This window comes from Aggregatibacter segnis, from assembly GCF_003130075.1.
Taxonomy (GTDB): domain Bacteria; phylum Pseudomonadota; class Gammaproteobacteria; order Enterobacterales; family Pasteurellaceae; genus Aggregatibacter; species Aggregatibacter segnis_A.
Genome location: NZ_NRCW01000003.1, coordinates 175,663 through 198,909, shown reverse-complemented (window position 1 = coordinate 198,909; position 23,247 = coordinate 175,663). Strand labels below are relative to the sequence as shown.

General features: G+C 44.7%; 26 protein-coding genes. 11 read left to right on the top strand and 15 right to left on the bottom strand.

Going from position 1 to position 23,247, the window contains the following annotated elements; translation table 11 throughout:
* Positions 1–51 precede the first annotated feature (51 nt).
* Genes bioD through bioA form a run of 5 tightly spaced genes read right to left on the bottom strand, consistent with a single transcriptional unit; the run spans position 52 to position 4,540 of the window.
* The gene (gene bioD, locus DK415_RS04875; protein WP_109432697.1) at positions 52–693 is read right to left on the bottom strand and encodes a dethiobiotin synthase; all 642 of its coding nucleotides are present in this window, start codon (positions 691–693) and stop codon (positions 52–54) included.
* Positions 693–1,457, bottom strand: a complete 765-nt coding sequence (gene bioC / locus DK415_RS04870; RefSeq protein ID WP_109432696.1) for a malonyl-ACP O-methyltransferase BioC — start codon at positions 1,455–1,457, stop codon at positions 693–695. The genes bioD and bioC overlap by 1 nt, the downstream gene beginning before the upstream one ends.
* Positions 1,448–2,101 (bottom strand): DUF452 family protein, encoded by a 654-nt coding sequence (locus DK415_RS04865; RefSeq protein ID WP_109432695.1) that lies wholly within the window; start codon positions 2,099–2,101, stop codon positions 1,448–1,450. The genes bioC and DK415_RS04865 overlap by 10 nt, the downstream gene beginning before the upstream one ends.
* The gene (locus tag DK415_RS04860) at positions 2,086–3,258 is read right to left on the bottom strand and encodes an 8-amino-7-oxononanoate synthase (RefSeq protein WP_109432694.1); all 1,173 of its coding nucleotides are present in this window, start codon (positions 3,256–3,258) and stop codon (positions 2,086–2,088) included. Before DK415_RS04860 ends, DK415_RS04865 begins: the two co-directional genes overlap by 16 nt.
* On the bottom strand, positions 3,251–4,540 hold the full coding sequence (gene bioA, locus DK415_RS04855; protein WP_109432693.1) for an adenosylmethionine--8-amino-7-oxononanoate transaminase: 1,290 nt from the start codon (positions 4,538–4,540) through the stop codon (positions 3,251–3,253). Before bioA ends, DK415_RS04860 begins: the two co-directional genes overlap by 8 nt.
* Positions 4,541–4,767: 227 nt before the next feature.
* Between bioA and asd the strand changes: the two genes are divergently transcribed.
* The 10 genes from asd (at position 4,768) to paeA (ending at position 13,426) form a co-directional block, all read left to right on the top strand.
* The gene (asd, locus tag DK415_RS04850; protein ID WP_162540469.1) at positions 4,768–5,637 is read left to right on the top strand and encodes an archaetidylserine decarboxylase; all 870 of its coding nucleotides are present in this window, start codon (positions 4,768–4,770) and stop codon (positions 5,635–5,637) included.
* Positions 5,638–5,662: 25 nt separating this feature from the next.
* Entirely contained in the window at positions 5,663–6,295 is a 633-nt protein-coding gene (locus tag DK415_RS04845) for a BamJ family beta-barrel-assembly machinery protein (protein ID WP_109432692.1), read from the top strand.
* A 219-nt stretch (positions 6,296–6,514) separates the two neighbouring features.
* On the top strand, positions 6,515–6,853 hold the full coding sequence (gene glnB / locus DK415_RS04840; protein ID WP_109432691.1) for a nitrogen regulatory protein P-II: 339 nt from the start codon (positions 6,515–6,517) through the stop codon (positions 6,851–6,853).
* A 3-nt stretch (positions 6,854–6,856) separates the two neighbouring features.
* Entirely contained in the window at positions 6,857–7,912 is a 1,056-nt protein-coding gene (locus tag DK415_RS04835; RefSeq protein WP_109432690.1) for an AI-2E family transporter, read from the top strand.
* Between the two features lie 124 nt (positions 7,913–8,036).
* Positions 8,037–9,083, top strand: coding sequence for an endolytic transglycosylase MltG (mltG, locus tag DK415_RS04830; protein WP_109432689.1), 1,047 nt, complete (start codon positions 8,037–8,039; stop codon positions 9,081–9,083).
* Position 9,084: 1 nt separating this feature from the next.
* Complete coding sequence (gene tmk / locus DK415_RS04825) at positions 9,085–9,717, top strand: dTMP kinase (protein ID WP_109432688.1); 633 nt, start codon at positions 9,085–9,087, stop codon at positions 9,715–9,717.
* Positions 9,714–10,697: a DNA polymerase III subunit delta' gene (locus DK415_RS04820; protein WP_109432687.1), complete on the top strand. Its 984-nt coding sequence runs from the start codon at positions 9,714–9,716 to the stop codon at positions 10,695–10,697. The genes tmk and DK415_RS04820 overlap by 4 nt, the downstream gene beginning before the upstream one ends.
* 3 nt (positions 10,698–10,700) lie before the next feature.
* Positions 10,701–11,483 carry a TatD family hydrolase gene (locus DK415_RS04815; protein ID WP_109432686.1) on the top strand — a complete coding sequence of 261 codons (783 nt, stop codon included), beginning with the start codon at positions 10,701–10,703 and terminating at the stop codon, positions 11,481–11,483.
* A 31-nt stretch (positions 11,484–11,514) separates the two neighbouring features.
* Positions 11,515–12,039 carry a DUF1523 family protein gene (locus DK415_RS04810; RefSeq protein WP_109432685.1) on the top strand — a complete coding sequence of 175 codons (525 nt, stop codon included), beginning with the start codon at positions 11,515–11,517 and terminating at the stop codon, positions 12,037–12,039.
* A 91-nt stretch (positions 12,040–12,130) separates the two neighbouring features.
* The gene (gene paeA / locus DK415_RS04805; RefSeq protein WP_109103918.1) at positions 12,131–13,426 is read left to right on the top strand and encodes a polyamine export protein PaeA; all 1,296 of its coding nucleotides are present in this window, start codon (positions 12,131–12,133) and stop codon (positions 13,424–13,426) included.
* Between the two features lie 144 nt (positions 13,427–13,570).
* Here paeA and folA read toward each other — a convergent pair whose 3' ends face one another.
* The 3 genes from folA to DK415_RS04790 are packed head-to-tail and all read right to left on the bottom strand — an operon-like array spanning position 13,571 to position 15,344.
* Positions 13,571–14,053 carry a type 3 dihydrofolate reductase gene (gene folA, locus DK415_RS04800; protein ID WP_109432684.1) on the bottom strand — a complete coding sequence of 161 codons (483 nt, stop codon included), beginning with the start codon at positions 14,051–14,053 and terminating at the stop codon, positions 13,571–13,573.
* A 39-nt stretch (positions 14,054–14,092) separates the two neighbouring features.
* Positions 14,093–14,557, bottom strand: coding sequence for a threonine/serine exporter family protein (locus DK415_RS04795; RefSeq protein WP_109432683.1), 465 nt, complete (start codon positions 14,555–14,557; stop codon positions 14,093–14,095).
* 1 nt (position 14,558) lies between these two features.
* Positions 14,559–15,344 (bottom strand): threonine/serine exporter family protein, encoded by a 786-nt coding sequence (locus DK415_RS04790; protein WP_109432776.1) that lies wholly within the window; start codon positions 15,342–15,344, stop codon positions 14,559–14,561.
* A 164-nt stretch (positions 15,345–15,508) separates the two neighbouring features.
* On the opposite strand from DK415_RS04790, the gene proB reads away from it, so the two are divergent.
* Positions 15,509–16,615, top strand: a complete 1,107-nt coding sequence (gene proB, locus DK415_RS04785; protein WP_109432682.1) for a glutamate 5-kinase — start codon at positions 15,509–15,511, stop codon at positions 16,613–16,615.
* Positions 16,616–16,710: 95 nt separating this feature from the next.
* On the opposite strand, the gene mog is transcribed toward proB, so the two are convergent.
* The 7 genes from mog to lpxB form a co-directional block, all read right to left on the bottom strand.
* Positions 16,711–17,292, bottom strand: a complete 582-nt coding sequence (gene mog, locus DK415_RS04780) for a molybdopterin adenylyltransferase (RefSeq protein WP_109432681.1) — start codon at positions 17,290–17,292, stop codon at positions 16,711–16,713.
* Between the two features lie 69 nt (positions 17,293–17,361).
* A complete protein-coding gene (locus tag DK415_RS04775; protein WP_109432680.1) occupies positions 17,362–18,291 on the bottom strand; it encodes a phosphatidate cytidylyltransferase in 930 nt (309 codons plus the stop codon).
* A complete protein-coding gene (locus DK415_RS04770; RefSeq protein ID WP_109432679.1) occupies positions 18,291–18,923 on the bottom strand; it encodes a lysophospholipid acyltransferase family protein in 633 nt (210 codons plus the stop codon). Before DK415_RS04770 ends, DK415_RS04775 begins: the two co-directional genes overlap by 1 nt.
* A gap of 10 nt (positions 18,924–18,933) precedes the next feature.
* Positions 18,934–19,542, bottom strand: coding sequence for a CDP-alcohol phosphatidyltransferase family protein (locus tag DK415_RS04765; RefSeq protein ID WP_109432678.1), 609 nt, complete (start codon positions 19,540–19,542; stop codon positions 18,934–18,936).
* Between the two features lie 17 nt (positions 19,543–19,559).
* The gene (locus tag DK415_RS04760) at positions 19,560–21,422 is read right to left on the bottom strand and encodes an SLC13 family permease (protein WP_109432677.1); all 1,863 of its coding nucleotides are present in this window, start codon (positions 21,420–21,422) and stop codon (positions 19,560–19,562) included.
* Between the two features lie 38 nt (positions 21,423–21,460).
* Positions 21,461–22,060, bottom strand: coding sequence for a ribonuclease HII (gene rnhB, locus DK415_RS04755; protein ID WP_109432676.1), 600 nt, complete (start codon positions 22,058–22,060; stop codon positions 21,461–21,463).
* Positions 22,053–23,237 carry a lipid-A-disaccharide synthase gene (gene lpxB / locus DK415_RS04750; protein WP_109432675.1) on the bottom strand — a complete coding sequence of 395 codons (1,185 nt, stop codon included), beginning with the start codon at positions 23,235–23,237 and terminating at the stop codon, positions 22,053–22,055. The genes rnhB and lpxB overlap by 8 nt, the downstream gene beginning before the upstream one ends.
* Positions 23,238–23,247 lie beyond the last annotated feature (10 nt).

Genomic DNA, 23,247 nt, shown 5'->3' with positions numbered 1-23,247 from the left:
TGAAAAAAAAATAGTCAAAGGAAATTATCGTTCCAAGCGTGAAAATCAGCGCTAAAAATCGATTTTCTCCATCAACATAAATTTTGTCTCCGGAAAGCGTTTGGCTAAGTAACTGCGCAGATATTGTTGTGTATCTTGAGTAATCAATTCGTCAGCCGGCGGATACAGATTATAAATCAATGCCTCTACGCTAATTTTTCGCTGAGCGCACGCCTCAAGGCTGAGCAAGGTGTGATTAATACTCCCCAGTCTGCCGGAAGTCACCAGAATTAACGGATACCCATGCGCCGCAAGGTAATCCAACGTGGTTTTCTCCTCGGAATAAGGCGCCATCAAGCCGCCCGCGCCCTCCAGCAAAACATAATCATAGTTTTGCGCCAAAAGTGCGGTGGATTTTTCAATGATTTTTTCATCAATACACGTCTGTTGCAAACGCGCGGCCATGTGAGGCGAGCAGGGATAATCAAACAAATAAGGACACGTCACTCCCCGGCGATCTTCCTCAGTTAACGCAATGCCTTGGATTTTTCGGTGCACGACAATATCTTCTGATATTTCCTGACAGCCCGTTTGCACCATTTTCTGTGTAATCACCGAATATCCTTGCTGCATTAAATACTTAGCGTAATACCCTGTCGCGATAGATTTACCGATGTCCGTATCAATTCCCGAAACGAATAATACCTTTCCCATCATCTTTCCTCTTTTTTCTGCGCCAACATTAAAATCGGCACATAAGTTAACGAGACATAGCCTTGCTCGTCGGCATACTGTTGTCGATATTGCTCACAAAATTGGGCAACTTTCTTGTAGTGCCAAATTTGATTATTGGTGGCCGTCACACCGGTCTCTTTCAAATGTTTAAGCACCGATAACGGCGAATCAAATTTCAACTGAATTTCTTTTTGCTCCAAATGCAACACAGAAAAAGCTATCGTTAATGTTTCCAGCCATTGCTCTAGATCGGGGCAATCCAAACCGACACCCGTTAAAGCCCTGACTTCGTGTAAATTGGTCGGGGCAAAGGTGCCGAATAAAATCATGCCATGAGGCGTTAAATAATTTGAACAACGTTGAAGAAACGCCAGCGGATCAGCAAACCATTGAATGGTCGAGGCAGAAGCAATCAAATCATATTGATGGGCAAAATCGAGACGCTCACCACACCCTTGATAAAAACGATAATTTTTCTGTGGCAAATTACGTGCCAAGTGGTTGGCAACATCGCATAAATCATTGCAATCCCAATGTGTTGCGTTGATATGTTGCATGAGTAAGCGGGTAAAATTGCCTGTGCCACAACCAATCTCTAACACACGCTGAAATTGATTGCCGCCCTTTTCTAATAGCAACTGCAGCAAATCCTCGGTAATTTGCTTTTGAGCAATGGCATTTTGTTCATAGGTTGGTAAGGCGGCGCTGAAACATTGCATCACCCGTTGTTGCGTTATTGCCATAGCTGTTCCCAAGTTTGTAGCAATGGGAACAGGTAATGCCCTCCAACCATTTCACTCACCTCACAGCGTTCATGCCAATAATTTCGCTGATTTTTTGTAGGGAAAATACGATCTTGTGTACCAATAATCGCTTTCGTCCAAGGTAACCCCGTATGTTGATGTTCTGCCGATAACGCATCATAAAGTTCGGTCAATTCTGCGTGTATTTCTTCAATTGAGCGCCGTCTTTCCAAAGATTGATATTGCTGCAACAACTGTTTGTCACCGCACATACGACGCTCAAATTTGCCTTGGTTAACTTCATCTAACGTATCCAACGTGCCTTGAAAAATAGCGCATGGAATGCCGTAGTCATCATCCATAGGCACGCCTGTGCCATTCATCGCTGTTGCAGAAAGTAAGGGGATTTGTCCCATTACATGTTCAGCTACCCAAACGCCCATCGACCACGCCACCAAACGCACATTTTCATAACGAGAAAAATCAAACTCCAACGAAAAATCCCGATAGTCATAACACAGCAATAGATCATACGCCGGTGGAATAGCTAAATGTTGCACGGCAGAAGGCGGTGTGCCCCAACCGGCAAAATAAACGATTAAATTCCGGCTTGGTGGATTTTGGCTAATTAATTGATATTGCATAAAAATAACTGTTCTATAAATTGCTCAAGTTCATCATGCGTGATGTCGGCGGTGAGAGACAAACGAATGCGCGAGGTGCCGACAGGCACTGTCGGCGGGCGAATCGGCAAGCAATAATATCCTTGCTGTTGCAGACGTTGCGCCGTTTGCACGGTGCGTTGGTTGTCACCAAGAATAAACGGCACGATATGGCTTTCGCTTGGCATGGGCATATTTAACTGTTCAGCCACGACTTGCCGTAAGCGCGCACTTAATTGCATAAGATGTTGCCGTTTCGCCTGAAAGTGTGGTCGTTTTTCAAAGAGAAATTCTGTCCATGCCACATTAAACGGGGGTAACGCGGTGCTAAAAATCAACGGGCGCATGGTGTTAATTAAATAATCTTTGATCACTTGATCGCAAACCACATAAGCCCCCATCGACGCCAATGCTTTACCGAATGTACCGACCAAGAAATCAATGTACGGAAGGCAATTCATCTGCTCAGCAACGCCTAACCCCTGTTCGCCGTAAACCCCAATGCCGTGCGCTTCATCCACATACAACATAACATTCCCAAATTGCCTTTTAAATTCAACTAATTGAGGCAAATCGGCAAAATCGCCGTCCATGCTAAACAGACTTTCCGTCACCACAATAATGCGTTCGTAGTTGAGATACTGTTTTTGCAAAATCTCGTGCAAATGGGCGTAATCATTGTGGCGATAACGTACAAACGGCGCATCGCTCAAACGAATGCCGTCAATAATACTAGCATGCACCAGTTTATCCGCTACGATCAACGTTTGTTTATTGGCTACCGCCGGTAAAATGCCGATGTTGGCATGATAGCCGCTGTTAAACAACAAACAGGCTTCACGCTGAAATGCCTCCGTCATACGTTGCTCAAGGCTTTCGTATTCAGGAAAATTCCCTGTTAATAAACGGGAGGAGGACGAGGTAAAGTGCGGTCGTTTTTCAGCGAGTTTTTCAAGAAACGCTTGCTGCAATGCATCGTCATTAGCCAGCCCCAGATAATCATTGGAAGCCAGATTCAACATTGACCGTCCGTTTTGCTCCACAAACTTGCCCTTATGCACAATTTGCGGAAAACGACGATATTGTTCTTTTTGACGGAGTTTTTCCAACTGCGCGGCAAAATAATCTGACTTACTCATGGTATTCCTCTTTAATTGCCGCCAGCATACCAGCGGTTAATGCGGATAATTGGGCTGAACTGATAATAAACGGTGGCATGATATAGACAAGCTTGCCGAAAGGGCGCACCCAAACACCGTGCGCCACCAGACGCGCCTGCAAACTCGCCAAATCTACCGGCTCATGCATTTCCAACACGCCGATAGCACCGAGTACGCGCACTTCTTTGACGGATTTAAAACTTGCCGCGATTCGTAACTCAGCTTTCAGTTGGGCTTCGATCCGTTGGACATTACCCAGCCAATCACTTTCCAACAACACATCAATGGATTCGGCGGCAATGGCACAAGCCAACGGATTCGCCATAAAGGTCGGGCCGTGCATAAAACAATGCGCTTCACCCTGACAAATGGTTTGTGCAATAGCGCGTGTGGTAATAGTGGCGGACAGGGTTAAATAACCGCCTGTAAGTGCTTTGCCGACACACATAATATCCGGCGAAATGCCGGCATATTCCGCGGCAAACAATTTTCCCGTGCGCCCAAAACCGGTGGCAATTTCATCAAAAATCAGCAATACGCCGTATTGTTCGCACAGCTGCTTGGCGCGTGCCAAATACATCGGCGAATAGAAATACATTCCCCCTGCCCCTTGCACCACCGGTTCCAAAATAAGTGCGGTCAGTTCTGCGCCTTTTTTTTCTAATAAATCTGCTAAGGGTTTAATATCGTCTTCGTTCCAAGGCTGCCCAAAAGGCGTTTGTGGCTGCGGGAGAAAATATTGCACCGGCAAACTTTTCGCAAACAGCCCGTGCATGCCGGTCACCGGGTCGCATACCGACATGGCATGCCAAGTGTCACCGTGATAGCCGGAACGAATGGTGGCAAATTTATGTCGTTGCGTTTCGCCTTTGGCGTGTTGATATTGAATCGCCATTTTCATCGCCACTTCTACGGCGATAGATCCACTATCGGCAAAGAAAATTTGCTCCAACCCCTGCGGCAATAAAGGCAATAATTTTTGCGCCAATTTGACAGCAGGTTCGTGCGTTAAGCCGCCAAACATAATGTGGCTCATGTGTTCTAACTGTTTTGTTGCGGCCGCATTCAAGCGCGGATGATTATAGCCGTGCAACGCTGCCCACCAAGAGGACATGCCGTCAATTAGCTGACGACCGTCTTTAAGCGTAATCATCACACCGTCGGCACGCTCAACGGCATAAATCGGTGTGGTCGGTGGAAGGGCGGCATAAGGATGCCAAATATGTTCACGATCAAATTGCAATAACTGTTGTTGGTTCATAGGGTTAGCTTCAAAAATTAAGAGGTCGTAATTTTACCTTAGAAAATAAGGCAATTCTAAAGCTTTGCACTTCCCCGCCCGATTTTTTGTGTTTTTTGAGGCATTTGCCACAATTTTGATGATTTTCACCGCGGAATAAAGTGGCGAATCTCCCGATACATTGCACAAGCCGAATAAGTTGTTATAATCACCGACTTCTTTTTGACACTGTAGAAAAAATAACCATTATGAATAAATTCACTTATTGGCAACGTGCGAAAGTTGCTTTTCAATACATTATGCCGCAACTGTATTTAACCCAATTAGCCGGTTGGTTTGCCCAACAAAAATGGGGTGCGGTAACACATTTCGTGATCAAAGTTTTCGCGAAGAAATACAACGTGGACATGAGCGAAGCAAAAAAAGAGAACTTTAGCGATTATGAAAGCTTCAACCAATTTTTTATTCGTGAGTTAAAAGACGACGCGCGAAAAATCAATGAAAATCCGACCGCACTTTGCTTACCTGCTGACGGTCGTGTGAGCCAAATCGGGCATATTGACGATGAACGTTTATTGCAAGCCAAAGGCCATTTCTTCAGCCTGTCGGATTTGTTGGCAGGCGATGAAGAATTAGTTAACACCTTTAAAAACGGCGAATTTGCCACGATTTATTTATCTCCGCGTGATTATCACCGCGTCCACATCCCGTGCGATGCAACCTTGCGCAAAATGATTTATGTGCCGGGCGATTTATTCTCGGTCAATCCGTTCTTAGCGCAACACGTGCCAAATTTATTCGCTCGCAATGAACGCGTTATTTGTGTTTTTGATACAGCATTCGGCCCAATGGTACAAATCCTTGTGGGGGCGACCATTACTGCCAGTATGAGTACGGTTTGGGCAGGCGTCATTAATCCACCGCGCACCGGTGAAGTCAAAGTCTGGACATATCAAGGGGACAACGCCATCAAATTAACCAAAGGTCAAGAAATGGGCGCATTCCAATTAGGTTCAACCGTCATTAACTTATTCCCGGCGAATTCCGTGACCTTAGCAGAACATTTAGAGGTGGACGTTCCGGTAAGAATGGGTGAAATCTTAGCCACGATGAAATAGTTTTATCAACAGAAAGGAAAACAACATGACAGCAGAATTTTTCAATCAAGTGAGATTAGACAATACCGAAGCCAAAGGCAGTTACGGTATCGGTTTGCAAATCGGTCAACAATTATTGGATAGCCAATTAGCGGTGAAAGCAGAAGCAGTAGCAAAAGGGATTTACGATGTGTTAAATCAACATGCACCGGCATTAGATTTCAATGAAATCAGCCAAGCGTTGCAACAATTACAACAACAAGCCGCGGAAGCCCAACAAGCGCAATTCAAAGAAATTGAAGCCGCAGGCAAAGCCTTCCTAGAGGCGAACAAACAAAAAGACGGCGTGAAAGTCACCGATTCCGGCTTACAATATGAAGTATTAGTTGAAGGCAACGGCAACGTGCCATCGACAACCGATAAAGTACGCGTTCACTACACCGGCACATTACCGGACGGCACCGTATTCGACAGTTCCGTCGCACGCGGTCAACCGGCAGAATTCCCGGTTAACGGCGTGATCAAAGGTTGGATCGAAGCGCTTTCCATGATGCCGGTCGGTTCCAAATGGCGTTTGGCAATTCCACACGAATTAGCCTATGGCGAACGTGGCGCAGGCGCAGCCATCCCACCATTTAGCCCATTAGTCTTTGAAGTGGAATTGTTAGAGATTCTTTAATTGGAACTTATTTCACCAAAAACGGCGTTAATCATAGCGCCGTTTTTTTATGTGAAAATCTTCATGCTATTTACCGTCTAACCAAGAAAACCGCACAAAAGTGCGGTCGTTTTCTGTGATGTTTTTTCATACTCTCCAGTGTTTTTCGCTCTCAAGATCTGATAAAGTCTGCGCTCACAACAGGCTGATTTTTAATGACCATTTTCAGGAGCAACAAGAATGAAAAAAATCGAAGCAATCATTAAACCGTTTAAATTGGATGATGTGCGCGAAGCCTTATCCGACATTGGCATTACCGGCATGACCGTCACCGAAGTCCGTGGTTTTGGACGCCAAAAAGGGCATACGGAATTGTATCGCGGTGCCGAATACATGGTGGATTTTCTGCCGAAAGTGAAAATGGAAATTGTGGTACCTGATGATTTATTAGAACAATGTTTGGACGCTATCATCGATACGGCACAAACCGGCAAAATCGGAGACGGCAAAATTTTTGTATATGAAGTGGAACGGGTAATTCGTATCCGTACCGGCGAAGAAAACGAGGATGCGATTTAGTTAATGGAAAAACACGCTTCTTTAGTAAAAGCACTGGTCGCCTGTGCTGCTATCGTGATTATTTTAGCCGGCATTAAGGCAGCTTCAGAAATTGTCGTGCCATTTTTACTGTCGCTGTTTATCGCGATTATTTGCTCGCCGTCACTCAATTACTTAACCAAGAAAAAAGTGCCCTACGGTCTCTCCATTGGTTTGTTGTTAGCATTGATTTTAATCGTCTTTTTCTTTCTGTTCGGCTTAATTAACAGCACAATCCAAGAGTTTAGCCAATCTATCCCGCAATATCGCCAATTATTGGGCGAACGCGTTAATAGCCTAGTGGCACTTTCACAAAGTCTGAAAATCCCGTTGGATATTTCCGAAAAAAGTATCATGGAGCATTTCGATCCAAGCGTGATCATGAATTTTGTGCGTCGTGTTTTTCTCAGCTTTTCCGGCGTAGTCACCAATATTTTCGTATTGATGTTAGTCGTGATTTTCATGTTGTTGGAAGCCCCTTATGCTAAACACAAATTTGCCGTGGTATTTAGCAGTGATTCGAAGGAAATCAGCCAACAAGAACGTTATTTAGATCGCATTCTACAAGGCGTTATCAGCTACCTTGGTGTAAAAACCATGATGAGTTTATTAACCGCTATTTGCATTTGGCTTTTATTGGAAATTGTCGGTGTGCAATATGCGATTTTGTGGGCAACACTGAGTTTCCTGCTCAATTACATTCCCAATATCGGCTCAATTATCGCTGCTGTTCCGATTATCGTTCAGGCGTTATTACTTAACGGTTTTGTGGTGGGCTTGGAAGTCATTATAGGTGTCATTGCCATCAACATGATTATCGGCAATGTGCTTGAACCTCGATTAATGGGTAAAAAATTGGGGCTTTCCACGTTGGTTGTATTCCTGTCTTTGTTGTTCTGGGGATGGTTGCTAGGAACAGTAGGAATGTTGCTATCTGTGCCGCTCACCATGGCTCTCAAAATTGCCTTAGAAGCCAGCCCAACAACCGTGAAGTACGCCTTGTTGCTCGGCGATTCCGACAGTGCCCATGAAAGTAAATAATCCCGCGTATCAGAGCCTTGTTTCGACAAGGCTCTTTTTCGATAAAAAACACAATTTCGTGCTATAATTCCGCCACTTTTATCATCATTTTTACAACGTCTTTCACGACGCCACGATCACGCATATGAAAAAATTTTTCTTCCTTCTTTTGTTCCTCGTTGTCTTATTGGCAGGCGCCGGCTTTTGGGGATATCAACAACTAGAACAATTCGTGCAGCAACCGGTGAATGTGCAAAACGATCAATTATTGACCATAGAACGTGGCACAACAGGCAATAAATTGGTTAGTTTGTTGGAAAAAAAACGTATTTTGGATAATGCCGCGCTATTGCCTTGGTTGTTGAAATTACATCCCGAACTCAACAAAGTGAAGGCAGGAACCTATTCTCTTAACGGTATAAAAACCGTGGAAGATTTACTGAAGTTGCTGAATTCCGGTAAAGAAGCGCAATTTTCACTGACCTTCGTTGAAGGCGAAACCTTCAAAACTATACGAAAACGTCTCGAAAATGCACCGCACTTAAAACAAACTTTGCAGGGCAAGTCCAATGACGAGGTTTTTGGTCTGCTTGCTATGGATACCAACCTCAATAAAAATTTAACTGAAAGCCATATTATCGATGGCTGGATTTACCCCGATACTTACAATTACACACCGAACTCCACCGATTTAGATTTGTTGCAACGTTCAGTGGAGCGTATGAAAAAGGCCTTAGATAAAGCATGGAGTGGACGGGATAAAAATATACCGTTAGCCGATCCTTACGAAATGCTGATTTTGGCCTCAATTGTGGAAAAAGAATCGGGCGTGGCGGCAGAGCGTCCACAAATTGCGTCGGTGTTTATCAATCGCTTAAACGCCAAAATGAAATTGCAAACCGATCCTACGGTGATCTACGGCATGGGGGATAATTACAACGGCAATATTCGCAAAAAAGATTTAGAAACGCCAACACCTTACAATACTTATATCATTGATGGTTTGCCGCGAACGCCTATTGCTATGCCAAGCGAAGATGCATTACAAGCCGTGGCGCATCCTGCGCAAACAGAATTTTATTATTTTGTGGCGGACGGCACGGGCGGTCACAAATTCAGTCGAAACTTAAATGAACACAATAAAGCGGTGCAGGAATATTTACGCTGGTACCGCCAACAAAACGAGAAATAATATGACAGGCAAATTTATCGTTATCGAAGGCTTGGAAGGCGCGGGCAAAAGCACCGCCCATCAATGTGTCGTGGATACCTTAAAGGAATTAGGCATTAACGATGTCGTCTTCACCCGTGAACCCGGTGGCACACCGTTAGCGGAAAAATTACGCCACCTCATTAAACATGAAACAGAAGAACCGGTGACAGACAAAGCCGAATTGTTGATGTTATATGCCGCCCGTATTCAATTAGTGGACAATGTCATTAAGCCTGCGTTAGCTCAAGGTAAATGGGTCGTTGGGGATCGCCATGATATGTCGTCACAAGCCTACCAAGGCGGTGGCCGCCAGTTGGGAGAGGCTTTGTTAACTAACTTAAAACAAACCGTTTTGGGCGATTTTGAGCCGGATCTGACATTGTATTTGGACATTGATCCTGCCGTCGGTTTAGCCCGCGCTCGTGGACGTGGTGAGCTGGATCGTATCGAACAACAACATCTGGATTTTTTCCACCGTACCCGTGCCCGTTATTTAGAACTGGTAAAAGACAATCCGAAAGCCGTGATGATCAATGCGGAACAATCCATTGAGCAAGTGCAAGCAGACATTAAAAGTGCGGTCAAAAATTGGTGGGTTTCGCTGTCAAAATGAGCCTTTTAACCCCTTGGCTGATGCCAACTTATCACAAAATCACACAGGCTTTTGATGAGGCTTTAGGGCACCACGCTCTGTTGATTCGCGCGGATGACGGTCTCGGTGTAGAGCAACTTTGCTCCGTGTTGGCAAAACGTCTGATGTGCTTAACGCCTAAAGGGGGCGAGGCTTGTGGCGAATGCCATGCCTGCCATTTAATGCAAGCCAACAGCCACCCGGATTTCCAACCTATCTCGCCTATAGAGAACAAGGACATCGGCGTAGATCAAATTCGTGCCATGAACGAGCAAGCGACGCAGCATGCACAGCAAAACGGCAATAAAGTCATTTATATCGAACAGGCGCATCGTCTGACGGAAGCCGCTGCCAACGCCATTTTAAAAACACTGGAAGAGCCGCGTCCGAACACCTATTTCATTTTGCAGTGCGATATGCAAAAGGCGTTGTTGCCAACCATTTATAGTCGCTGCCAAGTGTGGAACCTCTTACCACCGGACACAGACACGGCATTACAGTGGTTGCAATCACAAACATCCGCCGAAACCTCCGATATATTGACCGCACTTCGGGTGAATTATGCTCGACCACTGCTCGCACTTGCCATGTTAGAGCAAAATTTACTGGCGCAACGGCGGGAATTTTTACGCCAATTTTGGCTATTCTATCGTCGTTGTTCGCCTTTGGAATTACTGCCGTTTTTTACTAAAGAACTTGTCTTGCAGCAGCTGGATTGGTTGTCAGCCTTTTTGAATGATAGTTTAAAAAATAAACTGCATATTCACGAAGACTGGATTTGTCAGGATATTGAACAGGGCGTCATTCAATTTAGCCAAGGACTGTCTGCCCCGGCATTATTAAAAGCGACACAAATTGTTGGCAAAGTGCGGTCGGATTTATCGGCAAATTCGGCGTTGAATTTAGAATTGATTTTACTCGACGGGCTGACCCGTTTAATTACTGAAGTATTTGAAGGATAAAATATGTTTATTGTGGATTCCCATTGCCATTTGGATGCCTTGGATTACGAAACATTACATGAAAATATTGCTGATGTTGTGGCAAAGGCAAAAGCGCGTGATGTGAAACATTTATTGGCGATTGGCGTGACCCTGAGCCGTTTTGAAAAAGTGTATCCGGAATTAGCGAAATTCGATAACGTCTCTTTAGCCTGTGGCGTACACCCGCTGGATTTTGAAGAAGAACCTTATGATGCAGCGCGTTTGTTACGCTTGGCACAAGATCCGAAAGTCATCGCCATCGGCGAAATCGGCTTAGATTATTATTACAGTGCAGAAAACAAAGCCGCCCAACAAGCCGTATTTGCCAGCCAAATTGACGTGGCCAACCAGCTAAATAAACCGGTCATCATTCACACACGCGAGGCGCGCGAAGACACAATTCGCCTATTGCGCGATAATCAGGCAGAAAAGTGCGGTGGTGTTTTGCATTGTTTTACAGAAAACTACGACATGGCAAAACAAGCGTTAGACTTGGGGTTTTACATTTCCATTTCAGGGATTATCACCTTTAAAAATGCGGAAGAACTTCGGGATGTGGTGCGCAAACTGCCGCTGGATCGTCTGTTGGTGGAAACCGATTCGCCTTACTTGGCGCCAGTGCCTTATCGCGGTAAACAAAATCAACCGGCATATACCCGCGAAGTGTGTGAATATATTGCGGCATTGAAAGGCGTGTCAGCCGAGGAAATGGCACAAATCACCACACAAAACTTCGAGCGTTTATTTAAAATTCAGGTACAATAATTAACCAATCTCATTTCAATAGGACAAAAAGATGAGAAAATTTCTAAAATATTTTTTTATTTCCGTCATTTTTATTTTTCATTTATGTATTGCCGCGGCGATAAATTATTCCATGCCGAGCTATGATGTCACCAAAGTGACCGGCGTTGAGGTGAAGCGGGTGGATAAAGACGGACCGATTACAAAAACCAATCCGGCAGACGGCCCGACCCGCGATGTGTATTTTATCAATACGCAACATGAAAACGGCAAAGTGATGGTATATCGCAATGAAGATACCCGCTGGGGTTTTCCGTTCTATTTCAAATTCGGTTCAGCCAATTTACAGGCATTGGCGCAAGCCTTGGGTAATGAAGAAAAAACCGTGGAAATCAAATATTACGGCTGGCGTCTGACCATGTTTGATGAGTTTCCAAATGCATTATCCGTAAAAGAAGTAACGGAAACCAATACCCCAAGCCACCCGATTTTTAGCTATATTCTTTACGTACTTTTATTCTTTACCTTCTTCTTTGCCGTGCAGTTTATTCGCGGCTGGTTTGATAGCGAAAATTAGGTTTCTTTTTTCATTTCTTTTGTGCGGTTAAAAACACAGTCAAAATTAACCGCACTTTATGTCTCGTTTACATCAAGTTATTGAAAACCTTATGAGTTTATTCAGCGCAATTTTAATTTTAATCTTACTGATTATTGTCAGTGCCATCGTGTCCTCTGCCGAAATTTCATTGGCAGGCGCGCGTCGTATTAAATTACAAAACATGGCTAACGAAGGAAATACTAAAGCGGCCATGGTGCTCAAATTACAGGAGCAACCGGGACGTTTTATTACGGTGGTGCAAATCGGCTTAAACATGGTTGCCGTCTTGGGCGGGGTCATTGGCGAAGCGACTATCAGCGTACATTTACAAGCCTTTCTGCAACAATATACTGACGCCCCTTGGGTTGACAGTGCCGCGTCTTGGCTTGCCTTTATCATCGTCACCGCTTCGTTCATTTTATTAGCAGATTTAATGCCAAAACGTCTTGCATTAATCAATCCGGAAGCCGTGGCACTACGCACGGTGCGCATTATGCAACTGTGCATTATCCTATTAAAACCGATTGTGTGGATTTTTGATTCGTTGGCGAATGTGATATTCCGCCTATTCAGAATTTCCACCGTACGCGTTGAAAGCATGACACCAGAAGATATTGTCGCTGTGGTAGATGCGGGCGCAGAAGCCGGTGTGTTAAAAGCACAGGAGCATTATTTAATCGAAAATATCTTTGATATGCAGCAACGCAAGGTCACCTCAACCATGACCACGCGTGAAAATATCATTTTTTTAGACCGCACTTTCACCCGTCAACAAGTGCTGGACACGTTAACGAAAAACTCCCATTCCAAATTATTGATTTGCGATCAGGGCTTGGATCATATTTTAGGGTATGTGGAGTCCCACAGTTTGTTGACCTTGTTTTTAAAAGAAGAACAGGTGCAATTAACCGATAACCGCTTATTGCGCAAGTTGTTGTACGTGCCGGACACGTTGTCCTTATATGAAGTGTTAGAGCTATTTAAATCCACCGGTGAAGACTTCGCCGTCATCGTCAACGAATACGCGTTAGTCGTAGGGATTGTGACCTTAAACGATGTGATGAGTATTGTAATGGGCGAATTGGTTTCCAGTGAAGAAGAGCAAATTATTCGCCGCGATGAAGATTCTTGGCTAATTGATGGCGCCACACCGTTGGAAGACGTAAAACGCGCCTTAGATATCGAAAGTTTTCCGCACGATGAAAATTATGAAACCATTGCCGGTTTTATGATGTATATGTTGCGCAAAATCCCGAAGAAAACCGATTTTGTGTTATATGACCGCTATAAATTTGAAATCATTGACACCGAGAATTTTAAAATCGATCAGTTGATGGTGTCCTTTAGAAAAGACTTGGCGGAATAAGGATTCTTTTCACTTGGGTAGGCGAGCATTCCGTTTTTCTCCCGCTCGCCACCCCTATTCCAAGCATTCTTTCTCCCTCTACATCAGACCAAGGAGGAAGAATATCAAAACGCACGGAAAACCCACCGCACTTTTACGCAAAAATCACTTTCTTACCAAAATCAAAAAACGGCAATCGTAAGGATTTTGTTCATCGGCAGGACGGTATTGTTCAAATTCAATCGACCAGTCATGCCAATCGATTTGCGGAAAGAAAGTATCGCCCTCCAATTCCGTTTGAATTTCAGTGAGATAAAGACGATCGGCTTGCGGTAAATATTGTTTGAAAAGCTGTCCACCACCAATCAGCATAATTTCATCTGAATCGCGCACAAAATCCACCGCACTTTCTAGACTCGCTTTCCACACAACGCCTTCATGCATGAAGGGTTGACGTGAAAGCACAATATTCGTGCGTTTCGGTAACGGGCGACCAATGCTTTCAAAGGTTTTTCGCCCCATGATCACCGGCTTGCCGGTCGTGTTTTGACGAAACCAAGCCAGGTCCGCAGGCAAATGCCACGGCATTTCGTTATCTTTACCGATAACATGATTTTTCGTCATGGCGACAATCAGGCTTAAATTCATGTATTTTCCTAAGTTATTTAATGGCTTAACGTGCGGTTACTATACCACAGGTTTTCCGCGATAGAACAACAGACCTGGCAATGCTAACCCGAAAACCAATGCACCAAGGATAAAGGTAGTATTGATAAAGGAATTGATCATTTGCGCAAACAGTTCGTCAGAAAAACCGTAATGGTGAATCTGTACAATAGCGATCATGGCTTTGTAAGCATGCACGCCGGGAATCATTGGAATAATTGCCGCCACGGTGAAGACTTTCGGGTGTGCCAAATAACGATGGGAAAGGTGAACCCCGATAAAACCAATCAGCGCAGCACCAACCAGCGTGGCAAAAATAATCGGCATATCCCAATGGAGCAACAAGGTACGGGTTACATGCCCTAACGCGCCAAGCATCGCACAATATTTCAACGCTTTAGCCGGCACATTGAACAACAGCGCAAAGCCCACGGCAGGAATTGCCGCAAAGAACATATCATCGAGTAACCCAAATAACCAATCCATCTTAGTTCCCCCAAGTCGTAATGTTCAGCACGCTGAGCGCAAAGACAATGCCCAAACATGCCCCAAAGGTGAGAATGGTCGCCACCGCCCAACGACTAATCCCCATGTTAACGTAGCCTTTTAAAATATCCGCCAGTGAATTGATTAACGGGAATCCCGGCACCAACAATAAAGCGCTGGACGCCAAGGCAATTTGCGGATCATTGCCGATTTGATATTTCAGGCTCATACCAGCAATCAATGACGCTACAAAGGCCGTAATACAAAAAACAATCATGGGGTTGTAATGGCGTTTCGATAATTCCTGCCGCACATACATCGCCACGGAGGAAGCTAAGAAGGTGATGAGGCTAATTAATGCATCACCTCCGGATAAATGCGCAAAGGAGGCACAAGACACCCCCACCATCAAGACAACAAAATAACGGTTATATTTTAATGGTTTGAGGTGGTCTAGTTTTTTCTTCACCAGATGTAAATCGTATATACCATGTTCCGCAGAAATAATAATTCGCTGAACATCTGTGACCATTTGCATATTAATGCCTTTGTCAGCACTTTTACGGGTCGTCGTAATGCAATGTCCGTTGGTGAGCGTGGTAAGAATCACTGCATTGGCGGTTAATGCACATTCCACGCTGGCAACTCCAAGCGCAACACCAAGTCGTTGCGTCATTTGCACGACCACCGCACTTTCAACGCCATGTTGTAATAACAACAATGCCGTTTCTACGCATACACGGGTCACTTCCCGTTGATATTCCTGAGTAATCTGTTGAACTTTCATCATACTTTTACCTAAATTAACTGTGCCGCCCATTATAAAACTTTCTAAAAGGAACAACAGTATTTCATCTTGCCCCATCAAAGTGCGGTGAATTTTCCCGATAAATTTAATGCTTTTTGCCATGCTTAATGCTAACTTAAACGCATTTTTGACAAGGAGTCCGTATGCAACAGAATAACAAAACCATTGTGGTGAAATTCGGCACTAGCACCTTAACCCAAGGCACACCAAAATTAAATTTAGCGTACATGATGGAAATCGTCCGTCAGTTGGCACAATTACATCGCGCCGGCTTTCGTTTGGTAATTGTCACTTCAGGCGCCATTGCCGCCGGTCGGCATTATTTAAATCACCCGCAATTACCGCCTACTGTGGCATCCAAACAATTATTGGCGGCAGTGGGTCAAAGCCAGCTGATTCAAACCTGGGAAAAACTCTTTGCCATTTATGATATTCATATCGGACAAATGTTGTTAACCCGTGCGGATATTGAAGATCGCGAACGCTTTCTCAATGCACGCGATACATTACATGCACTATTAGATAATCACATCATCCCCGTTATCAATGAAAATGATGCTGTCGCCACAGCAGAAATTAAAGTGGGTGATAACGACAATTTATCCGCCTTAGTGGCGATTTTAGTCCAAGCGGAACAGCTCTATTTATTGACCGATCAACAAGGATTGTTTGACAGCGATCCGCGTAAAAATCCACAGGCGAAATTGATTTCAGTCGTGGAGAAAATCACTGATCATATTCGCTCTATCGCAGGCGGTAGCGGCACGAATTTAGGTACCGGTGGCATGTCCACCAAAATCACCGCAGCAGATGTCGCCACCCGTTCTGGCATTGAAACTATTATTGCGCCGGGTAATCAACCTAACGTCATCGTCGATTTAGCACACGATCAAGCCATTGGCACCAAATTCACGGTACAAGCAGATCGCTTGGAAAGCCGTAAGCAATGGCTCTTCGCTGCGCCTTCTGCAGGCGTGCTAACGATTGATGATGGCGCACAAAGTGCGGTGTTAATTCAGCACAAATCCTTACTGCCGGCGGGTATCGTTGATGTCAGTGGGCGTTTCTCCCGTGGTGAAGTTGTGCGCATTCGTAACTCGCAAGGCAAAGACATTGCGCTCGGCATGCCGCGTTATAACAGCGATGCACTGGAATTAATCAAAGGCAAACAGTCTCACGATATTGAACAACTGCTTGGTTATGAATATGGCGCCGTCGCCATTCATCGGGATGATATGATTGTGCTATAAACAAAAAACGGTATTCCATCAAAACAAGGGAATACCGTTTTTGTTTTAGTGCGCTGTAAAAATGCCGTCAAAAATGACCGCACTTTCCTCCGCATTTAACTCCGACGTGCCGATTTCGGGCGGAAACTGGCAATAATTTCCGGTTTGGTATCAATATATAATCCGTTGATGAGCTGCAAGCAGTACGGCACGGCGCTAAAAATCCCCTTCACTAACACATTGCCGTTTTCATCTTTTACGCCTTCTAACGTTTCTTTAATCGCCTTCGGCTGCCCCGGTAAATTTAAAATCAAACTGTCTTTACGGATCACGCCCACCTGACGGGAAAGGATGGCTGTCGGCACAAAATGCAAACTAACTTGACGCATTTGCTCGCCAAACCCCGGCATTTCACGATCAGCAACAGCAAGTGTCGCATCAGGTGTAACATCTCGTTTTGCCGGCCCAGTGCCGCCGGTGGTGAGCACTAAATGGCAATGCGCCTCATCCACCAACTCGCACAGCGTGCGCTCAATTTCTGGTTGCTCGTCCGGAATCAGGCGTTCGACAACCTCAAAAGGCTCCACCAACGCCTGTTCCAACCAATTTTTTAATTCCGGAATACCTTGATCCGGATACACGCCTTGCGATGCCCGATCAGAAACGGACACTAACCCAATCTTTAAAAGTGCGGTCATTTTTTCTCTCATTTTTAAGGTTTGTTAATTAATAAATCCGGCTAGAAGCCGTTCTCATAAAAAATCCTACTAAGCCCAATAATATCTCACCACATGGAAGAAAATCGGCGCAGCAAAGCAAAGGGAATCCATGCGATCCAACATACCGCCATGGCCACTAATCATATTCCCCCAGTCTTTTACGCCCATGCTTCGTTTCATCGCGGACATCACTAAGCCGCCTAAAAAGCCCATGAGGCAGATTAATAAGCTCATTAACACCGCTTGTACCGGGTCAAACGGAGTAAGCCAATAGAGCAATCCACCCAGCACACTGGCGCTGACGACACCGCCCACAAAACCTTCTACGGTTTTGGATGGTGAGAGTTTTGGCGCAATTTTGTGTTTGCCGAATAACTTGCCCCATACGTATTGCAACACATCACTGGATTGCACCACTAAAATCAAGAAAATCATCAATAGCAGTTTTTTATCTTCAAAACCTTCAATGTCTAATGTCAGGATTGCCGGGATATGGGAAATGCAGAAGACGCTGATCATCAATGCCCATTGCACTTTGGTGGAACGATCCAAGAAATGTGCTGTGTCGCCCAACAATGCGGAGAGAATTGGCAAAAACAGGAAGCCATACACCGGAATGAAGATGGTGAACATACTGAACCAGTCAATTGCCACTAAAAAATATTGAAGAGGCAGTATGACGTAGAAACAAGCGGCAAGTGCGAGATGATCGCCACGACGAATATAAAGCAATGATAAAAATTCACGCAATGCCATGAAAGAAATGACAAAAAATAATCCGATCACGCCATAAAAACCCAATGCCGCGGCGGCAAAGATAATTAAGATCATTACCCACCAGGCATTAATTCGTGCGTTAAGATTATCAATTACCGCATGAGGGATGGAAAAGCCGACTTTGAATTTCAATCCATAACCGATTGATGACGCAATAATTAAGGTGATGATTAACCCACCAAACAGTTGCCATATTTCCATTATGCTTTCCCTTTTTCGGTTAAATTTAAACTTAATAATGCCTGTTCAGCACGGATTAAGAAATCGGCCTTATTTTCCTCTTCACGGTAGAAGAGCGGCGTTCCCATATATAAATCGCACAACAGCGGAATCGGCACAACAAAGCCCTTCGGCAAAACATTATGCATATTACTAATCCATACCGGCACAAGTTCTAATTGCGGGTTTTGCTTTGCGACGTAATACAAACCGCTTTTGAAAGGTTGTAGCGCCACATCGTCGTCCATTTTACGGGTGCCTTCAGGGAAAATAATCAGAGAATGATGTTGCAAGGCATCACTAATTTGTTCGGTAATGGCTTGCGGGTTATCGCCGCCCCGTTCAATTAGCAACATATTGAATACGTTATACGCCAAGAAACGACGAATCGGCCCTTTCGTCCAGTAATCCGCACCGGCAACCGGGCGAGTGTTTTTGCGCACTTGATACGGTAAAGAGACCCACAACAAAATAAAATCACCGTGGCTGTTATGGTTGGCAAAATACAAACGATGTTTATCCGCGGATTGCTGTTCCACATTTTTTTGCGGGCGCACACCGGTGATAAAGGAGGTGAAGCGACACAAGAGAAAATCGATCAATTTGGCTAACATAATGATGTTCCTATTCATTACCCACTTCGGCCAAGCCAGACTTCACACGTTTTACACAAGTGGCAATTAACAGAATGATGGCAATCCAAACCAGCCAATAGAGAAAATCCGGTAAAACCGGGACAAATACATAAACCAAGCCTAACAAACCGAACAAAAATGCCCGATCGCTTTTGCCTAACGGGCCATCATAACGACGCGTTTTTCCTTGCACTTGTCCGAGCACACCACAAAATTCCGTCAATGCCGACAACCAAATGATCAAGCCGATTTGTAACGTATCAAAAGGATGGACAAAAGCAAAAGGCAAATACAACGCGGCGTCAGACACGACATCAGTGATTTCATTTAAGTATCCACCCAAACGGGATTTTTGGTTAAATTCACGTGCCAACATACCATCAATGGCATTAAGTGCCATGCGCACGAACAACCAAATAGGAATCAAAATAAAAAGCCAGTGATAACCGGAAAGTGTGGTCAAAATTAGCCCTAAAATAACAGAAATGGCACACGCGGTTAAGGTGACTTGATTGGCAGTCACACCACGTTGCTCGAGCTTTATCACGAGTGGTCGTAATAGATTTTGAAATTTGGGTTTCAGATCATAAATGCTCATCACATTCTCCTTAAGCCTTAAAAAGGAAAGAATAAAGGAATAAGAAATACGCTCACCAACATGACTAAAAGAGTGAACGGCACACCGACTTTGACAAAATCGGCAAATTTATAACCGCCGGGGCCGAAAACCATGGTATTCACCGGCGATGACACCGGTGTCATAAACGCAGCTGAAGCAGCAATGGCCACCACCATCGCAAATGGCATCGGGGATAAATTGAGTTGATGCGCCATCGTAATGGCAATGGGTGCGATCAAAATTGCGGTAGCCGTGTTAGAAATGAATAAACCAACAACGGCAGTGAGAATAAACAGGCTAATTAAAATCCAATGCTTACCCATGGCGCCAACTAAATTCAGCATTAACTCGACAATCACCGATACCCCGCCGGTTTTCTGTAAAGCCAACGAAAATGGCATCATCCCGACAATCAGTACAAGGCTTGACCAGTGAATCGAATTATAGGCGCTTTTGCTATCCACGCAACGGAAGTAGCCTAGCATTAAGCAAGCAATGAGAGCGGCCACCACATTTGGCACGACACGGGTTACCATCAGCACCACCATCACTAAAATACTCAACAAAGCATAAGGAGCTTGGCTTTGCGCAGGCACAGCTCGAGTAATTTCGCTCGGGTAATTCAACACAAAGAAATCTTTGCTGTGGCTACGCATTTGCTGGATGAGTTTCCAGTCGCCAATCACCAACAATAAATCCCCGGCTTTATACGGCGTTTCAACAAAATGCCCACCAAGCACTTCACCATCACGCTTAATGCCCACAACGTTCAAACCGTATTTGGAGCGAAAAGCAAGTTCTTCAGTCGATTTACCTATACAATCGGAATCCGGCACTAAAATCAATTCCGCCATACCAATAGAACTGGCTTGTTCAGAAAAAGATTGCGCACGGATTTCCGCCCGCTCTAGATTATATTCCTGACAAAATGCTTTCAAATTGAGTTCAGGATCGCTGCTATCCATCAATAAAATGTCTTTCTCTCGGACTTCTGAGGAACCTAGCGCAGCAATAAATATCGGGCGAAAACGCTTCCAACGTTCAATCGCCAACACGTTCAAACCAAGTTTAGAACGTAAATGTAATTCATCCAGATTTTTACCAATCAGCGGGGAGCCTTTTCTCACCACAAAACGCTGCGTGCGTTGTTGCAAACCATATTCATGAATCAAATCACTCATGGAACGTTTATCCATGCTGTTGGTTTCATTTTCTTTATCGGACTTTAACCAACGACGGGCAACCAGCATATAGCCGATCCCCATAAACAAAATCACTAAACCAATAGGCGTAAAATCGAAGAATTTCAAACGCATATCCGTTTCGCGTACCAACTCGGCATTCACCACTAGGTTGGGCGCTGTCGCAATCAATGTCAGCATACCGCTGATAAGCCCGGCAACGCTCAGTGGCATCATCAAACGTTTCGGAGAGATATTCATTTGGCGACAAATCATCAGCACCACAGGAATGAAAATGGCCACGACACCCGTGGAACTCATGAAAGCCCCCAGTCCAGCTACGGCTAACATCATGAAAACCAATACACGTGCTTCACTGTTATGAGAGGCTTTTAACAGCCATTCACTCACTTGATACGCCACGCCGGTGCGAACCAAGCCTTCCCCAACAATGAACAATAAAGCAATCAGAATAATATTGGGGTCACTAAAACCGGCAAACACTTCTTGTACGGTTAAAATGCCACTGAGGCTGAACGCCAACATCACCAAAATAGCGACGACGTCCATGCGAATGCGGTTACGAATGAAGAGAATCACGGAAGTAATGAGCAACAACAGCACCCATACCCAAGGTTCCGGACGGAAAGAATCAAGTAAGCTGGTGAATTGGTTCATGGCGCCCTCCATGCTCAAGTGTGCAAATACAGGTTAAATTATAGCGATTCTAATAATTTTTTAACAGGCGCAAAACTACGGCGATACTGTGGTAAAAGGCCAAATTCGGCGATTTTTTCCAAATGCAATTTCGTTGGGTAGCCTTTGTGTTGTGCAAAGGCATATTGCGGATATTGTTGATCCAATTCCAACATTTCCTGATCCCGTGCGACTTTTGCCAAAATAGACGCCGCGCTAATTTCCGCCACTAAAGCATCCCCTTTAACAACAGCTTGTGCCGGCATGGACAAATTTGGTGGAATCCGATTGCCGTCTACCAACACAAAGTGCGGTTGAATTTTCAAATGTTTTACCGCCCGTTCCATGGCAAGCATGGAAGCATGCAAAATATTCAACTCGTCGATCTCATGTGGTTCAGCCCGACCGAGCGCCCACGCCAAGGCTTTTTGCTTAATTTCTTCCGCCAACAATAAACGTTTTTTTTCCGACAGTTTTTTAGAATCGGCAAGTCCCTCAATAGGATTGTTCGGATCTAAAATCACTGCTGCCGTCACCACGGCACCCACTAACGGCCCACGTCCGACTTCATCTACACCGGCAATTAGCGCATAGTCCTGTGGGTACACAAACTTATCCATGAGATGGATCCAATAAATCAATCACTGCTTGTGCGGCTTGCTGATCGGCATTGCATTGGATCCTTTGGTGCAATTCGGCAAAACGCTGTAATAAAACGTGGCGATTTTGCACCGCACTTTTTTCCTCACTTAAATACAGGGACAATTTTTCTGCCAAATTCGTTGGATTGCAGTCTTCTTGAATTAATTCCGGCACTAACATTTCGTCTGCCAGTAAATTGGGTAAAGAAACATACTTAGTTTTCACCAAGCGTTTGGCTAAGAAATAGGTGAACGGTTTCATGCGATACCCCACTACCATCGGGGATTTACATAACATGGCCTCTAACGCTGCTGTGCCGGAAGCGAGCAAGGTTGCCTCGGCCGTGATCATTGCGGCACGCGCATTGCCATCCAATAAAATCATGTCCAATTCCGGCGCAACGCGTTGTTTGATTTGTTCAAATTGCTGACGACGTTTTTGATTAATTAACGGCACAAGAAATTTAACATCCGGATAGCGTTGATGTAGCAGTTGCGCAGTTTGTAAGAAAGGTTCACTCAGAAATTCCACCTCTGAACCACGACTCCCCACCAGTATCGCCACATAACGTTGTGTTGGATCTAAATTGAGTAATTGGCAGGCGTCATCACGATTCGGTTTCAACGGAATAGCATCCGCCATAGTGTGCCCAATAAAACGACAAGGCACATTGAAACGATCATAAAAGGCTTTTTCAAAAGGCAAAAAGGCAAGGACTAAATTGGTGGCCGCCGCGATTTTATACACGCGTTTCTGACGCCACGCCCACACGGATGGGCTCACATAATGAATGGTCTTAATGCCCTGCTGTTTGAGTTTAAGTTCTACGTCTAAGTTAAAATCCGGCGCATCAATGCCAATGAAAATATCCGGTTTTAATGCCGATAATTGCTCGATGATGCTATGGCGGATGTTGAGTAAGCGCGGCAGGTGTTTCAATACCTCTACCAAGCCCATCACGGATAACTCTTCCATATCAAACAGAGTTTCAAATCCTTCGGCAATCATGCGTTCACCGCCAATACCGATAAATTTGGCGTTCGGGTAACGCGCTTTCAGGGCGTGAATTAAACCTGCCCCGAGAATGTCACCGGAGACTTCGCCTGCGATAATTGCAATGGTTGGAGAATGATTGAGGGATATTGAATTTGGCATAGTCAAAACT

What these genes read in the sequence shown, in the direction of transcription:
- DK415_RS04820 (WP_109432687.1), top strand. Translation starts at nt 9,714, where the DNA reads ATGAGCCTTTTAACCCCTTGGCTGATGCCAACTTATCACAAAATCACA.
- DK415_RS04810 (WP_109432685.1), top strand. Translation starts at nt 11,515, where the DNA reads ATGAGAAAATTTCTAAAATATTTTTTTATTTCCGTCATTTTTATTTTT.
- DK415_RS04815 (WP_109432686.1), top strand. Translation starts at nt 10,701, where the DNA reads ATGTTTATTGTGGATTCCCATTGCCATTTGGATGCCTTGGATTACGAA.
- DK415_RS04760 (WP_109432677.1), bottom strand. Translation starts at nt 21,422, where the DNA reads ATGAACCAATTCACCAGCTTACTTGATTCTTTCCGTCCGGAACCTTGG.
- tmk (WP_109432688.1), top strand. Translation starts at nt 9,085, where the DNA reads ATGACAGGCAAATTTATCGTTATCGAAGGCTTGGAAGGCGCGGGCAAA.
- lpxB (WP_109432675.1), bottom strand. Translation starts at nt 23,237, where the DNA reads ATGCCAAATTCAATATCCCTCAATCATTCTCCAACCATTGCAATTATC.
- DK415_RS04860 (WP_109432694.1), bottom strand. Translation starts at nt 3,258, where the DNA reads ATGAGTAAGTCAGATTATTTTGCCGCGCAGTTGGAAAAACTCCGTCAA.
- glnB (WP_109432691.1), top strand. Translation starts at nt 6,515, where the DNA reads ATGAAAAAAATCGAAGCAATCATTAAACCGTTTAAATTGGATGATGTG.
- bioD (WP_109432697.1), bottom strand. Translation starts at nt 693, where the DNA reads ATGGGAAAGGTATTATTCGTTTCGGGAATTGATACGGACATCGGTAAA.
- proB (WP_109432682.1), top strand. Translation starts at nt 15,509, where the DNA reads ATGCAACAGAATAACAAAACCATTGTGGTGAAATTCGGCACTAGCACC.
- paeA (WP_109103918.1), top strand. Translation starts at nt 12,131, where the DNA reads ATGAGTTTATTCAGCGCAATTTTAATTTTAATCTTACTGATTATTGTC.
- DK415_RS04790 (WP_109432776.1), bottom strand. Translation starts at nt 15,344, where the DNA reads ATGAAAGTTCAACAGATTACTCAGGAATATCAACGGGAAGTGACCCGT.
- bioA (WP_109432693.1), bottom strand. Translation starts at nt 4,540, where the DNA reads ATGAACCAACAACAGTTATTGCAATTTGATCGTGAACATATTTGGCAT.
- DK415_RS04865 (WP_109432695.1), bottom strand. Translation starts at nt 2,101, where the DNA reads ATGCAATATCAATTAATTAGCCAAAATCCACCAAGCCGGAATTTAATC.
- rnhB (WP_109432676.1), bottom strand. Translation starts at nt 22,060, where the DNA reads ATGGATAAGTTTGTGTACCCACAGGACTATGCGCTAATTGCCGGTGTA.
- asd (WP_162540469.1), top strand. Translation starts at nt 4,768, where the DNA reads ATGAATAAATTCACTTATTGGCAACGTGCGAAAGTTGCTTTTCAATAC.
- bioC (WP_109432696.1), bottom strand. Translation starts at nt 1,457, where the DNA reads ATGGCAATAACGCAACAACGGGTGATGCAATGTTTCAGCGCCGCCTTA.
- folA (WP_109432684.1), bottom strand. Translation starts at nt 14,053, where the DNA reads ATGAATTTAAGCCTGATTGTCGCCATGACGAAAAATCATGTTATCGGT.
- DK415_RS04770 (WP_109432679.1), bottom strand. Translation starts at nt 18,923, where the DNA reads ATGTTAGCCAAATTGATCGATTTTCTCTTGTGTCGCTTCACCTCCTTT.
- mog (WP_109432681.1), bottom strand. Translation starts at nt 17,292, where the DNA reads ATGACCGCACTTTTAAAGATTGGGTTAGTGTCCGTTTCTGATCGGGCA.
- DK415_RS04795 (WP_109432683.1), bottom strand. Translation starts at nt 14,557, where the DNA reads ATGGATTGGTTATTTGGGTTACTCGATGATATGTTCTTTGCGGCAATT.
- DK415_RS04835 (WP_109432690.1), top strand. Translation starts at nt 6,857, where the DNA reads ATGGAAAAACACGCTTCTTTAGTAAAAGCACTGGTCGCCTGTGCTGCT.
- DK415_RS04775 (WP_109432680.1), bottom strand. Translation starts at nt 18,291, where the DNA reads ATGGAAATATGGCAACTGTTTGGTGGGTTAATCATCACCTTAATTATT.
- DK415_RS04845 (WP_109432692.1), top strand. Translation starts at nt 5,663, where the DNA reads ATGACAGCAGAATTTTTCAATCAAGTGAGATTAGACAATACCGAAGCC.
- DK415_RS04765 (WP_109432678.1), bottom strand. Translation starts at nt 19,542, where the DNA reads ATGAGCATTTATGATCTGAAACCCAAATTTCAAAATCTATTACGACCA.
- mltG (WP_109432689.1), top strand. Translation starts at nt 8,037, where the DNA reads ATGAAAAAATTTTTCTTCCTTCTTTTGTTCCTCGTTGTCTTATTGGCA.